This is a genomic window from Streptomyces sp. NPDC002044, from assembly GCF_040296725.1.
Lineage (GTDB): Bacteria > Actinomycetota > Actinomycetes > Streptomycetales > Streptomycetaceae > Streptomyces > Streptomyces antarcticus.
The window spans coordinates 1-13,099 of sequence record NZ_JBEOXU010000071.1 but is presented as its reverse complement, the minus strand read 5'-3'; the positions used below and the strand labels follow the sequence as shown (position 1 = coordinate 13,099).

Sequence of the window (13,099 nt, the reverse complement as noted above, 5' to 3'; positions counted from 1 at the left end):
GACAGCCGCCCTCCACGGGTCGCAGCGGCCCCTTGTCCGAGCATAGGCCCAGCCCCGGCGAGCGCACAGCCCACCCGCTATTGGAAATGAAAACGATTTCGGATAACGTCCGTCTGGGTTCGGTCCGGACACCTGCCGCCAAGAGTCCGGCTTCACGCGCATGCCCTCCACGGTCATGCCCTCCGAAAGGAAATCCCTTGGGACACCTGCTGGTTGTCGAAAGCTGGGTGGGGTCGATGAGCAGGCTCCTGCCCCGCGCGATCCGAGAGGGCGGACACGACTTCACCTTCCTCACCCGGGACCTTCACCACTACCTGCGCCCCACGGCCCCCGCGGACGGCACGCACCCGCTGCTCGCCGCCCGCCACGTCGTGACCGCCGACACCAACGACACGCGGACGCTGCTGCCCTTCGTCGAGCGACTGCACGGGCTGCTCGGCTTCGACGGGGTCCTGTCCTCCTGCGACTACTACCTGCCCGCCGTGGCACGGACGGCCGAGCGCCTGGGACTGCCCGGCCCGGTCCCCCGCGCCGTGGAGGACGCCTGCCGCAAGGACCGGACCCGCCGGGTCCTCGCGCAGGCGCAGGTGCCCGGCCCCCGCTTCGCCGTCTGCGCCGCCGCGCCGGCGGCGCGGGCCGCCGCCCGGGAGATCGGCTACCCGCTCGTCGTCAAACCCGTCGACCTGTGCGCCGGCATGCTCGTCCGCCAGGTCGGCGACGACGCCGAGCTGGAACGCGCCTGCCGGGCCGTGACCGAGTTCCCCGTCAACGCCCGCGGCCAGGAACGCGCCCCCGTCCTCCTCCTCGAGGAACTCCTCACCGGCCCGGAGGTCAGCGTCGAGACCGTGTCCCACGCCGGAGCCGTCCACGTCGTCGGCATCACCGACAAGAGCCTCGGCGGAGCCCCCGCCTTCATCGAGACCGGCCACATGTTCCCCGCCGACATCGGCGCCGCGGCCGCCCGGGCAGCCGCCGAGACCGCGGTACGGGCCGTACGGGTCCTGGGCCTCGACGACGTCGTCTGCCACACCGAGATCAGGCTGACCCCCGACGGCCCCCGCCTGGTCGAGGTCAACCCCCGGCCCGCCGGCAACCGCATCACCGAACTGGTCCGCCACGTCACCGGCATCGACCTCGCCGCCGCCTGCGTGGACGTCGCGCTCGGCCGCGCCCCCGACCTCGACCCCCGCCCCACCGGAGTGCGCAGCGCCGCCGTCGCCTTCCTGCTGCCCGGCGCCGCCGGCACCCTCGCCGCCGTCGACGGCGCGGACGAGGTGCGCCGGGAACCCGGCGTACTGGAACTGGACCTCGCCGAGCCCGGTCGTACCGTACGGCCCGCGACCAGCAACAACGAGTATCTCGGCCACATCATGACCGCCGACACCGAAGGCCCCGGCGCCCGCGGCACGGCCGAACGTCTCCTCGGACGGCTGCGCCCCGCCTACGACCGCCAGGACGCCCCGGCGGCGGTGCCCGCGTGAACGTCCCCGCCCCGCGCGAACCGGCCGTGCGGACCGTCGCCGGCCTCATCGACGGCGTGCGCGCCGGCCTCCACGGCCCCGACCCCGCCGGGCAGCGCGTCGCCGTCGCCTTCACCACCGCCCAGGCCGTACGCCACGAGGGCCGCACCGGCGGCTACCGCAACGAGGTGCTCAGCCTGCGCCTCGGCGCCGCCGTCGGCTCCTGCGCCGTGGAGCCGGGCACCCTGACCGCGGGCGCGCTCGACGACTGCGCGGGCGCCCGCGTCGCCGACCTGCTCGACCACCCGCTGCTCCCCGTACGGATCGCCGCGCTCGACGCCTACCTCATGCACGTACGCCCGCACGCCCCCGAACACGGAGCCCGCCCCCACCCGCTCCCGGCCGGCGGCTCGCTGCACCGGTCCCGGGCGCGGGCCCGCGCCGTCGTCGACCTGCTGCCCCCGCCGGCCGGCGGGGGCCCCGGCCGGGTCCTCGTCGTCGGCGTGGTCAACTCCCTGCTGGAGCGGCTGCGTGAACGCGGAACCCGCTACGTGCCCTGCGACCTCAAGGGCGGCGCCACCGAATGGGGCGAGCCGGTCCGCACCGACGCCCTCGCCGAACTGGAGCACTGCGACGCCGTCCTCGCCTCCGGCATGACCCTGGGCAACGGCACCTTCCAGCCGCTGCTCGACCACGCCGCCGCCACCGGGAAGCCCCTCGTCATGTTCGCCCAGACCGGCAGCGCCGTCCTGCCCCGCTTTCTCGGCGCCGGGGTCACGGCCGTGTCCGCCGAGCCGTACCCGTTCTTCTGGCTCGACGGCGGACCGGGCACCGTGCACCGCTACGGAGGCACCCGATGACCGTCACCCCGATCCTGCCCCGCCCCGCGGCCGACACCGCCGCCCGCCCCGAACTGCTGTCCCTGCTCGGCCGCACCCCGCTCGCCCGGATCCACACCGAACTCCCGTACCGGCACCCGGGCTTCTGGGCCAAGCTGGAATGCCTCGGCGCCGGGGGGATGAAGGCCCGCGCGGCCGTCTCCATGCTCAGCGGCGCCCGGGCCCGCGGCGAACTCCTCCCCGGAGCAACCGTGGTGGAGTCCACCTCCGGCACCCTCGGCATCGGCCTCGCCTTCGCCGGCCAAGCCCTCGGCCACCCCGTCATCCTCGTCGGCGACACCGAACTCGAACCGTCCATGCGCCAGTTGCTCCGCTCGTACGGGGCCCGGCTGGACCTCGTCGACCGCCCGGCCCCCGAAGGCGGCTGGCAGGCCGCCCGCATCGCCCGGCTGCGCGAGATCCTGCGCCACACCCCCGGCGCCTACTGGCCGGACCAGTACAACAACCCCGACAACGCCGCCGGCTACCGGTCCCTCGCCGCCGAACTGACCGCCCAACTCGACCACCTGGACGTCCTGGTGTGCAGCGTCGGAACCGGCGGGCACAGCCGGGGACTGGCCGGACCGCTGCGCCGCCGCTGGCCCCGGCTGAAGGTCATCGGCGTCGACTCCGTCGGCTCCGCCATCTTCGGGCAGCCCGCCCGCCCGCGCCTGATGCGCGGCCTCGGCAGCAGCATCCACCCGGCCAACGTCGCCCACGGGGCCTTCGACGAGGTGCACTGGGTGGGACCCGCCGAAGCGGTCGACGCCTGCCGCCGCCTCGCCCGGTCCGGCTTCGTCAGCGGCGGCTGGAGCACCGGCGCCGTCGCCCTGGTCTCCGCCTGGGCCGCCCGCGTCGAACCGGGCGCGGTCGTCGCGACCGTCTTCCCCGACGGACCGCACCGCTACCTCGGCACCGTCTACGACGACGACTTCTGCCACGCCCACGGCCTGGACACCGCCGACCGGGCCGTGCGCCCCGTCGAGATCCCGCACCCCCGCGCCGTCGAGGCCACCGGCTGGACCCGCTGTACGTCCGTCCCGCCGCCCGGCCGCGGAGGCGCCGCGTGAAGCTCACCTGGCACACCGCCAACCTGCGCCTCGCACAGCCGCTGCGCATCTCGCGTTCCGTCACGGCCCGCCGCGACGCCGTCTGGGCCGTGATCGAGCACGGCGGCCTGCGGGGCTGGGGCGAGGCCGTCAGCAGCGATCACCTCGGCCTGCCCACCGCCCGGATCCTGCACCACCTCGCCGCCGCCCGCGCCGCCACCGAGCGGTTCCCCGACCCGGAGACCGCCTGGGCCGAGACCGCCTGGGCCGAGTCCGGCCGCCCGCGGAAGGGAGGCGCCTGGCACGGGCTGCCGCCCGGGGTGCTCGCCGCGCTGGAGGCCGCCGTCCTGGACCTGGTCGGCAAGCGCGCCGGCCGCCCCGCCCACCGGCTGCTGGGCCCGGACCCCGGCGCCGGTCAGGGGCCCGCCGTCGCGACCGCCCGTACGATCGGCATCACCGCGCCCGCCGAGGCCGCCGACCTGGCCGCCCGCCTCGCCGCCGCCGGGTTCACCGTCCTCAAGGTCAAGGCGGGGCATCCGGACCCGGCCGAGGACCTGGCCCGCGTCGAGGCCGTCCACGCCGCCGCCCCCGGTGCGGGCCTCCTGCTCGACCCCAACGGCGCCTGGACCGAGCGCCGGGCCCGCGACCTGCTGCCGCGGTTCGCCGCCCTGGGCGTCACCGCCGTGGAACAGCCCGTCGCCCCCGGCAGCCCCGGCTCCCTGGCCCGGGTCGCCGCGGACTCCCCGGTGCCCGTCATCGCCGACGAGGACGCCGTCTCCTACGAGGACGCGGTCGCGCTCGCCGGCCGCGTCCACGGGGTCAACGTCAAACTCGCCAAGTGCGGCGGTGTCCGCGCCGCCCTGCGCATCCACGCGGCCCTCCGTGGCACCGGTACCGACCTGATGCTCGGGTGCCTCACCGCCAGCTCGCTCGGCATCGCCCCCGCCGTGCACCTCGCCGGCCGGGCCCGCTGGGTGGACCTCGACGGGCACCTGCTGCTCGCCGACGACCCCTGGACCGGAATCGGCGGGGCGGACGGCACCGTACGCGCCTCCGCGCGGCCCGGGCTCGGCGTACGCCGAACGGACGGCCGGGGCGTCCTCCGCGACCAGGGCGCCGACGGCGGGGAGCCCCGGTGAAGACCCTGACCGCCGTCCGCGGCTTCCCACTCCCCGTACGCCTGCTCCTCGTCAACCAGCTCGGCGTCAACACGGGCTTCTACCTGCTCATCCCGTACCTCGCCACGCACCTCTCCGACGACCTCGGGCTGTCGGCCGCCGTCGTCGGCGTGGTCCTGGGCCTGCGCAACCTCAGCCAGCAGGGCCTGTTCCTGCTGGGCGGCTCCGCCGCCGACCGGCTCGGCGCGCGCGGGGTGATCATCGCGGGCTGTGCGCTGCGGACCGTCGGCTTCGCCCTGTTCGCCCTCGGCGACGCGCTGCCGCTGCTGCTCGCCGCGTCCATACTCAGCGGGCTCGCGGGGGCCCTCTTCAACCCCGCCGTACGGACTTACGTCGCCCTGGAGGCCGGCGACCGCAAGGCCGAGGCCTTCGCCCTGTTCAACGTCTTCGCCACCACCGGGGCCCTCCTCGGGCCCCTGCTCGGCTCTCTTCTGCTCCTCGTGGACTTCCGGGCCGCCGCGGTGTCGGCGGCCGGCGTCTTCGCCCTGCTGACCCTGGCCCAGCTCCTGGTGCTGCCCGCCCGGAAGAACCCCGCCCCCGACACCGGGGTGCTCGCGGACTGGCGCGAAGCGGCCCGCAGCCGGGGCTTCCTGCCCTTCGCCCTCGCCATGATCGGCATGTACGGGCTGGAGAACCAGCTGTACCTGCTGCTGCCGCACGCCGCCGTACGGGCCTCCGGATGGGACGGCTCCATAGGGCTGCTGTTCCTCATCGGGACCGTCGCCAACGTGCTCTTGCAGCTCCGCATCACCCGCCGCCTCGGGGCCGCGGGCGGGCGTGCCCGCTGGATCGCGGCCGGCCTCGCGGTGATGGGGCTGGGCTTCGTGCCCCCGATGTTCGTCGCGGGCGCCCCCGGGCCGCACCCGCTGCACCTGCTGGTGGTGCTGTCGGGCGTCCTGCTCCTGCACCTCGGGGTGATGATCGCCCAGCCGTTCGTGATGGAGCTGATCCCGGCCTTCGGCCGGCCCGGCCTCACCGGCACGTACTACGGCCTCTTCTACGCCGTCTCCGGCATCGCCGCCGCCGTCGGCAGTGCGGGCATCGGCTGGGCCATGGACAGCGCCGGGCACACCGGCCCCTCCTGGCTGCCCTTCGCCTGCTGCCTCGCCCTCGGCCTGGGGTCGGCAGCCGCCGTCGCGCGGCTGCACCGGCGCCGGGCCCTGCCCGCGGACCCGGAGGCGGAGTCCGGCCCACCCGGGGCGGGCGCCTCACCGGCCCTGCCCGCCGCCGCCCTGTCACCGGCCCCGCCCGGCCCGCCCGCCGCAGGCACCCGTACGGGAGGCGCCCGGTGACCTCCGGCAGCCGGCCCGCGGCTCCCCACCGCCCCGCCACCCCCCAGCGCCCCGCACCGCCCGAAGCCCCCTCACCGCAACGGAGACCGCCCGCCATGCACGCCGCGCACGACCGCACCGCACCCACCGGCCCCGCCCGCCGAAGCCTCCTCCTCGCGGGCGGCGCCGGAGCGCTCGCCCTCGCCGCCGGCTGCCGGAGCGGCCCCGGTGCCACGGCCGACGACGCCCCGGACGGCGGGACGCCCCGGCGCGGCGGCCGCCTGCGCGCCGCCTTCGCCGGAGGCGGCGCCGGAGAGACCCTCGATCCGCACGCCGCCAACCTGTTCGTGGACGCGGCCCGTGCCAAGGCCCTCTTCGACAAGCTCGCCGACTTCGGCGCCGACCTCGCCCCGGTACCCCGCCTCGCCGCCCGCTGGGAACCCAGCGCCGCCCTCGACACCTGGCGGATCACCCTGCGCCCCGCCGCCTTCCACGACGGACGGCCCGTCACGGCCGAGGACGTCCTCTACAGCTACCGCCGGATCGCCGACCCGAAGGGAACCTTCCGCGCCAGGGCCTCGCTGGAGCCCATCGACCTCGCCGCGAGCCGGGCCGTGGACGCCGCCACGGTCGAGTTCCGGCTCAAGCGGCCGTACGCCGAGTTCCCCAACGTCCTCGCCGCGTTCGGCGCGTACATCGTCCCCCAGGGCGCCACCGCCTTCGACCGGCCCGTCGGATCGGGCCCGTTCAGTTTCGTCTCCTTCACGCCCGGCAGCAGCCTGCTCGTCAAGCGCCACCCCGGCCACTGGGAGGGCGCACCGCACCTGGACGAGCTCGAATTCCTCATCGCGGGCGAGGAGTCCGCCCGGGTCAACGCCCTCCTCGGCGGCCAGGTCGAGTACGCCCACGAACTGAACCCGGCCACCGCCCGCACCCACCAGGGCAAGGGCCGCATCGACGTCATACGGCTGCCCGGCAGCTCCATGCAGGGCTTCGTCATGAAGACCGACCGCCCGCCCTTCGACGACAAGCGGGTCCGCCAGGCGTTCCTGCTCATCGCCGACCGCCGCGAACTCGTCGACGGCGCCCTCTCCGGAGCCGGCGAGATCGGCAACGACCTCTTCGGCAAGGGCTGCCGCTACTACGCCTCCGGCCTGCCCCAGCGCACCCAGGACCTCGACCGGGCCCGCGCCCTGCTCAGGGAGGCCGGAGCCGAAGGGCTCAAGGTCACCCTCGACACCGCGCCCGCCGCCACCGGATTCATCGAAGCCGCCGGAATCTTCAAGGAACAGGCGGCCCGGGCCGGAGTCACCGTCGAGGTGAAGGTCGGCAACAAGGAGACGTACTGGAAGGACATCCAGACCTCCGGCACCTTCGCCTCCTACCGCTCGGGAGCCATGCCCATCGAGTCCCACGTCTCGCAGCGCCTCCTCACCGGCTCCACCACCAACGCCACCCATTGGCGCCACCCGGACTTCGACGACCTTTACCAGCAGGCCCAGTCCACCCCGGACGAGCAGCGGCGCACCGCCCTGTACGAGCGGATGCAGCGCCGGCTGCACGACGAGGGCGGCTTCCTGATCTGGGGGTTCGCCGACTGGATCGTCGCCACCGCCCCCACGGTGCGCGGGGTGTCCCGGACGGCGCCCGCCAACACCCTCGACTGGGCGCGCTTCGACCGGACCTGGCTCGCGTGACCGGCGGCCTCGCCTGGACCGGCCGCCGTCTGCTCCTCGGAGCGGGGCAGACGGCGGCCGTCGTCCTGCTGGTCTTCGTCCTCACCGAGGCGCTGCCCGGCGACGCGGCGGTCGCCCTCGCCGGGGACCAGCCCGACCCCGAGCGCATCGCCCGGATCCGTGAGGCCATGGGCCTGGACCGGCCCGCCGCCGAACGGTTCCTGGAGTGGGTCGCCGGCATGCCGCGCGGGGACCTGGGCACGTCCCTGGCCACCGGACGGCCCGTCACCGGGCACCTCGCCGCCGCCGTCGGCCCCACCCTGATCCTGGCCGGCGCCACCCTCACGCTGCTCGTCCCGCTCTCCCTCGGCCTCGGCATGCTCGCCGCCCGCCGCGAGGGCGGCCTCACGGACCGGGCCGTCAGCGCCGTCACCGTGGCCGTGCACGCGGTGCCCGAGTTCGCCCTCGGGGTGCTGCTGGCCGCGGTGTTCGCGCTCCACCTCGGCTGGCTGCCCGCCACCGCCGTCGGGACCGCGGTCCGCGGGAACCCCGCGGTGCTGGTCCTGCCCGTCCTCGTCCTGACGGCCCGTCCCGTGTGCACCCTCAGCCGTCTGGTGCGCGCCGGGATGATCGAGGCGACGGCCGCGCCGTACGTCGCCCAGGCACGCCGCTACGGGCTCTCCGCCTCCCGCGTCCGCTGGGCCCACGCCCTGCCGGGCGCGCTGGCACCGGCCGGCCAGCAACTGGCGCGTACCTGCGACTGGCTGCTGGGCGGGGTGATCGTCGTCGAGGCCCTCTTCGTCGTCCCCGGCCTCGGTACCGTCCTCATCGACGCCCTCGCCGCCCGCGACGTACCGGTCGTCCAGGGCCTCGCCGTCGTCTACGGCCTCGTCACCGTCCTGGCCAACCTCGGCGCCGATCTGCTCGCGCGCCGCTTCGCCCCCCGCTCGGAGGTCGCGGCATGACCCGTACCGGGGGCGGGCGGGAGACCCGTACCGGGGCCGGACGCGTGATCCGCGCCGCCGCGCGCTACGCGCCCGGTGCCGTGCTCGTCGCCGTACCGCTGGTGCTCGCCGTCCTCGGGCCGTTGATCGCCGGACCGCCCGGCCCCCGGGCGGTGTCCTTCTCCGCCGGACCGGACCACTGGCTCGGCACCGACTTCACCGGGCGCGACGTCTGGCGGCAGGTCCTCCTCGGCGGCCGGCCGGTGGTGCTCGTGGCCCTCGGGGCGACGCTGCTCACCTACCTCGTCGCCCTCCCCGTCGGCCTCGCCGCCGCGCTGACCCGCCGGACCTGGCTGGAGGAAGCGCTGATGCGGCCGCTGGACGTACTGATCGCCGTTCCCTCGCTGCTCCTGGTCCTGCTGGTCGCGGCGGCCTTCGCCCCCGGGCCCGCCGGGCTGACCGCGCTGGTCGGGCTGGCCGCCGTGCCGGAGGCGGCGCGGGTGGTCCACGCGGCCGCCGTCGAGGTCGCCTCCCGGCCCGCCGTGGAAGCGCTGCGCCTGCAGGGGGAGTCCTGGTGGCGGACCGCCGTCGGGTACGTGGTCCGCTCCCTGCGCCGGACCCTCGCCGCCGACGCCGGGATCCGGCTGACCGGCGCCCTGTACCTGGTGGCGACCGCGGCCTTCCTCGGCGTCGGAGTGCAGCCGGACGCCGCGGACTGGGCCGTGATGGTCGACCGCAACCGCACCGGGATGTTCCTCCAGCCCTGGGCCGTGGTGGTGCCCGCCCTGCTCGTCGCCGCGCTGTCGACGGGCGTCAACCTGCTGTTCGACACGGCCCTGCAGCGCGGCGGCCACCGGAAGGGAGCCCGGCGATGACCGTCCTCGTGGACATACGGGACCTGCGGATCGAGACCGGCGGCCGCGCCGTCGTCGACGGCGTGAGCCTGACGGTGCGCGCCGGCCGGGTGACGGCCCTCGTCGGGCCCTCCGGCAGCGGCAAGACCACGACCGGCCTCGCCCTCCTCGGCGAGTACCCGCCCGGCGCGCGCGTCGCGGGCACCGTACGCACCCTCCCGGGCGGCGTCGGATACGTACCGCAGCACCCGGCCGCCGTACTGCACCCCGCCCGGCGCGTCGGCGCGCTGCTGCGCGACATCGCGGCCCGCCGGGGCGGCGGCCGCCGGGCGGTCCGGGAGCGGGTCCACGCCGCCCTGCTCCGGGCGCAGCTCCCGGAACCGGCGCAGGTGCTGCGCCGGTTCCCCCACCAGCTGTCCGGCGGGCAGCAGCAGCGCGTGGTGCTCGCGCAGGCGCTGCTGTTCGGCGCCGGGGTGATCGTCGCGGACGAACCCACGACCGGGCAGGACCCGCACACCAAGCGGGGCGTCGTACGGGAGCTGGCGGCCCTCGCCCGGCAGGGCGTCGCCATCGTCCTGCTGAGTCACGACCTCGACGTCGTACGGGAGTTGGCGGACGAGGTGGTGGTGTTGCGGGCCGGCCGCGTCGTGGACCGGGGCCCCGCGGACACGGTGCTCGGCACGCCACCGGTCCAGGCGCCGCCGTCCCCGCCGCCGATGCCGTCCCCGCCGCCGGCGGGCGGTCCCCGTCGTCGTCGCACCCGTTCGCGGCCCCGCCGCGCCCGTCGCGCCGGCCGCCGGAGCGCGCGGCCGGGCCGCCGCGCCTGGAGGTCCGGGATCTGACCGCAGTGCACCGCACCGGGCGCGGAACCGTCCCGGTCCTGCACGGCGTCGGCGTCTGGGCGGCGGCGGGGGAGTGCCTCGCGCTGGTCGGCCGGTCGGGCAGCGGCAAGACCACCCTGGGGAGGTGTGTGGCGGGCCTGCACGCGGGCTACCGGGGCGCCGTCCTGCTCGACGGCGTAGCACTGCCGCCCGGGCTGCGGTCCCGCAGCCGGACGCAACTCGCCTCCGTGCAGTACGTGTTCCAGGACGCGAAGGCGGCCTTCGACGAACACCGGCCGGTGCTCGGCCAGATCGCACGGACGGCGGTCCGCCTCCGGGGGGCCGACCGCGCGGACGCGTTCGCTCGGGCCCGGCGGACCGTGGAGGCGCTGGGCCTGCCCGCGGGTTCGGCCGGGCGCCGCCCGGGGGAGCTCTCCGGCGGGGAACTCCAGCGGGCCGCGCTGGCCCGGGCCCTGCTGGCCCGGCCGCGGGTGCTCGTCTGCGACGAGATCACCTCGGGCCTCGACCCCGCAGCCCGTGGCGCGGTCCTCGGCCTCCTGGCCGGGCTCCGCGAACGGGAAGGGCTCGCGCTGGTGTTCATCACCCACGACCTCGCCGCCGCGGCCGCGCTGGGCGACCGAACCGCCGTGATGGACGCGGGCCGCGTGGTGCGTCAGGACCCGGACGGCCCGGCCGCCGAGCGGCCGCCCGACCACTGAGCCGGCGCCCGGCCGTGCGGACCGGGCGGGGCGCTCGGGAGGGCCGGCTCCCCAAGGGCGGTGGCGTCGACCGGTGGCGCAATGTGCTTACTCCAAAGGGCTGTTCATGTGATCACTTCTGCGACCCGGGCGGAAACCGGTCGTTGGGGTGTCAGACGTGATCAAGAAGTGACCGTCCGAGCGTGCCGTGACGTCGCCGCTCGCGCCCGGCACCCGCCTGCCGCGCGCCCGCCACGGACCGACCGCACCCCGGCGAAAGGACCACCCATGACGCTGCCCCCCGCCCGTACGCGCCCCGCGCCGCGCCCGACGCTCCTGCTCACCGGCGGTGCGGGCGTGCTCGGCCAGGCCCTGATCGACGAGCTGGCCGACGACCACGACCTCGTCTGCCTGCGGCGAAGCAACCCGGTGTGCGATCCGCGGGTCCGTGAGGTCAACGGTGACCTGCTCGCTCCCGGGCTGGGACTGGCCCCCGCGGCGCGGGAGGAACTGGCCGCCCGCCTCGACGGGGTGCTGCACTGCGCCGCCGAGACGGACTGGCGGGCTTCGCCCGGCGAGATCCGGCGCACGAACGTGGCGGGGACCCGGCGCGTGCTCGACCTCGCCGGGCGCGCCGGCGCGCCCGTCTACTACGTGAGCACCGCCCACGTATCCGGCGAGCTAAGCCCCCGGGACCGGGAGCGCTTCCCCGGCGCCGTCGCCTACCTGGAGTCCAAGAGGGCCGCCGAACAGGCGGTGCGCGAGGCCGGAGTGCCCGGTGTCGTCCTGCGGCCCTCGGTCCTGCTCGGCGACTCGGGGACCGGCCGCGCCGCCGGGAGCGGGGGCATCGCCGGAGTCCTGGGGGCCCTCGTCCTCGGCCGGATCCCCGTCCTGCCCGGCGACCCGGACGCCCCGGTCGACCTGGTCCCGCAGGACCACGTCGCCCGCGCCGCGGCCGGCCTGATCCGCGCCGGGGTGACCGCCGGCGAGTACTGGCTCACCGCGGGTCCGCAGGCGCCGACCGTACGGGAGGCCGTCGAAGCCTGCCTCGACTTCGCGGCCGGGCAGGGCCTGGTACGGCCGCCCGCGCCCCGGCCGGTCAGTACCGAGGCGGCGCACCGGATGCTGCGCCTCCCGTCGGCGTCGCGCACCCGCCTCCACCACCGTACGGAGCTGTTCCTCGCCTTCGGGCGCGAGCTGCCGTTCGCGTCCTCCCTCGGCCTGCCCCACTGCGGGCCCGCGCTCACCCGGGAGGAGGTGCGCGCGGCCCTGGCGCGCACGCTGCTCACCTGGGCCGGGAGTCGCTCCCGCCTGCTGGCGGCCCACCGCGCCCCGGAACCGGCGCAGGTCCCGGCTCCCGCCCCGGTACGAACCGCCGCGGCCGTGGGACAGCCGGCGGGCTGACCGCAGCGGCGGTGGACCAGCCCCTCCGCCCGGCTCCGACCCGGCCTCTGCGTCCCCGGTCGCCCTCCGGCGCCCGGGGACGCAGGATGGGGGAGATGATGACGGTCCTGGTGGTCGGCGTGCCCGAGGGCGAACAGCTGGAACTGCTGCGCTCGGGCATCCAGCGCAACCCGCACTTCCGGGTCGTCTCCCACGCCCACGACCCCGTCGTCGCCCTCGCGCACGCCCGCGTCCTGCTGCCCGACATCACGGTCATGTCCCTGCCCGCCGGTCTCCACAGCCTCGACGCGGCTCCGGACGTCCTCGCCGTCTTCCACGGGGTGCGCGCCCTGGACCCGCCGGGCGGGGTGGTCCTGCGGACGGCGGCGTCGGGTGTGCCCCGGGAGGTGTCCGCCCTCGCCGTCGACGGAGCCGTCCACATCGTCCGCGAGGGGGACGCCGACGCCCTGATGCGGGCCCTGCGCACGATCGGTCTGCGCCGGGCGAGCTGCGACCCCGACGAGATGCCCTGAACCGCTGCCCGATGCCCGCGCCGCCCTGGCGCTCCACCGGCCCGCCCGGGCCCGTCAGCGTCTCCGTCAGCGCACGGCCGTCCGGTGACCGCCGTAGGTCCGCGGAACTCTACGGCTCACTCTCGGTCGTGTTCAGGGCGGTGGTCGCGGCCGTGGGGGCCCGTGAGCCTACGCCGCGCGGGTGCCCGCGTCGCCGCCGGGGCCGAAGTCACGGGCGAAGCCCTCGCGGAACCCGGGCCGTTCGACCGCCCGCTCGAAGGCCAGCGCGGCGCGTGCCAGCCCGGCCTCGCGCTCCTGGGCGGCCGCCAGCCCGGCGAGGTAGTCCGGCAGGCTCAGGCCGCGTGCCGCCGCGAG

The 13,099-nt window shown here is 76.5% G+C and carries 13 protein-coding genes; 12 read left to right on the top strand and 1 reads right to left on the bottom strand.

Annotation, left to right across the window (positions count from 1 at the left end):
* Positions 1-197 precede the first annotated feature (197 nt).
* From ABT106_RS18875 to ABT106_RS18825, 12 genes are all read left to right on the top strand, one after another.
* Complete coding sequence (locus ABT106_RS18875) at positions 198-1,481, top strand: ATP-grasp domain-containing protein (RefSeq protein ID WP_351278504.1); 1,284 nt, start codon at positions 198-200, stop codon at positions 1,479-1,481.
* A gap of 26 nt (positions 1,482-1,507) precedes the next feature.
* Complete coding sequence (locus ABT106_RS18870) at positions 1,508-2,320, top strand: Rossmann-like domain-containing protein (protein ID WP_351278534.1); 813 nt, start codon at positions 1,508-1,510, stop codon at positions 2,318-2,320.
* Entirely contained in the window at positions 2,317-3,408 is a 1,092-nt protein-coding gene (locus ABT106_RS18865) for a PLP-dependent cysteine synthase family protein (protein WP_351278501.1), read from the top strand. The genes ABT106_RS18870 and ABT106_RS18865 overlap by 4 nt, the downstream gene beginning before the upstream one ends.
* Complete coding sequence (locus ABT106_RS18860; protein WP_351278499.1) at positions 3,405-4,526, top strand: enolase C-terminal domain-like protein; 1,122 nt, start codon at positions 3,405-3,407, stop codon at positions 4,524-4,526. The genes ABT106_RS18865 and ABT106_RS18860 overlap by 4 nt, the downstream gene beginning before the upstream one ends.
* Complete coding sequence (locus tag ABT106_RS18855) at positions 4,523-5,857, top strand: MFS transporter (protein ID WP_351278496.1); 1,335 nt, start codon at positions 4,523-4,525, stop codon at positions 5,855-5,857. The genes ABT106_RS18860 and ABT106_RS18855 overlap by 4 nt, the downstream gene beginning before the upstream one ends.
* 95 nt (positions 5,858-5,952) lie before the next feature.
* On the top strand, positions 5,953-7,533 hold the full coding sequence (locus ABT106_RS18850; protein ID WP_351278494.1) for an ABC transporter substrate-binding protein: 1,581 nt from the start codon (positions 5,953-5,955) through the stop codon (positions 7,531-7,533).
* Complete coding sequence (locus tag ABT106_RS18845) at positions 7,530-8,477, top strand: ABC transporter permease (protein WP_351278491.1); 948 nt, start codon at positions 7,530-7,532, stop codon at positions 8,475-8,477. Before ABT106_RS18850 ends, ABT106_RS18845 begins: the two co-directional genes overlap by 4 nt.
* Positions 8,474-9,331, top strand: coding sequence for an ABC transporter permease (locus tag ABT106_RS18840; RefSeq protein ID WP_351278489.1), 858 nt, complete (start codon positions 8,474-8,476; stop codon positions 9,329-9,331). Before ABT106_RS18845 ends, ABT106_RS18840 begins: the two co-directional genes overlap by 4 nt.
* Positions 9,328-10,152 (top strand): ATP-binding cassette domain-containing protein, encoded by an 825-nt coding sequence (locus tag ABT106_RS32165; RefSeq protein ID WP_502979419.1) that lies wholly within the window; start codon positions 9,328-9,330, stop codon positions 10,150-10,152. The genes ABT106_RS18840 and ABT106_RS32165 overlap by 4 nt, the downstream gene beginning before the upstream one ends.
* Positions 10,153-10,157: 5 nt before the next feature.
* Entirely contained in the window at positions 10,158-10,850 is a 693-nt protein-coding gene (locus tag ABT106_RS32160; RefSeq protein ID WP_502979418.1) for an ATP-binding cassette domain-containing protein, read from the top strand.
* A gap of 267 nt (positions 10,851-11,117) precedes the next feature.
* Entirely contained in the window at positions 11,118-12,233 is a 1,116-nt protein-coding gene (locus ABT106_RS18830) for an SDR family oxidoreductase (RefSeq protein ID WP_351278487.1), read from the top strand.
* 95 nt (positions 12,234-12,328) lie between these two features.
* Positions 12,329-12,745, top strand: coding sequence for a response regulator (locus ABT106_RS18825; protein ID WP_351278484.1), 417 nt, complete (start codon positions 12,329-12,331; stop codon positions 12,743-12,745).
* Positions 12,746-12,913: 168 nt separating this feature from the next.
* Here the strand turns inward: ABT106_RS18825 and ABT106_RS18820 are convergent.
* Positions 12,914-13,099 (bottom strand): antitoxin MazE7 (locus ABT106_RS18820; RefSeq protein ID WP_351278482.1); only part of this gene is annotated, 186 nt, incomplete at its 5' end.

Excerpts from the sequence above, each read along its gene's own strand:
- ABT106_RS18865 (WP_351278501.1), top strand. The coding sequence starts at position 2,317 with ATGACCGTCACCCCGATCCTGCCCCGCCCCGCGGCCGACACCGCCGCC.
- ABT106_RS18850 (WP_351278494.1), top strand. The coding sequence starts at position 5,953 with ATGCACGCCGCGCACGACCGCACCGCACCCACCGGCCCCGCCCGCCGA.
- ABT106_RS18840 (WP_351278489.1), top strand. The coding sequence starts at position 8,474 with ATGACCCGTACCGGGGGCGGGCGGGAGACCCGTACCGGGGCCGGACGC.
- ABT106_RS32165 (WP_502979419.1), top strand. The coding sequence starts at position 9,328 with ATGACCGTCCTCGTGGACATACGGGACCTGCGGATCGAGACCGGCGGC.
- ABT106_RS18830 (WP_351278487.1), top strand. The coding sequence starts at position 11,118 with ATGACGCTGCCCCCCGCCCGTACGCGCCCCGCGCCGCGCCCGACGCTC.
- ABT106_RS18825 (WP_351278484.1), top strand. The coding sequence starts at position 12,329 with ATGATGACGGTCCTGGTGGTCGGCGTGCCCGAGGGCGAACAGCTGGAA.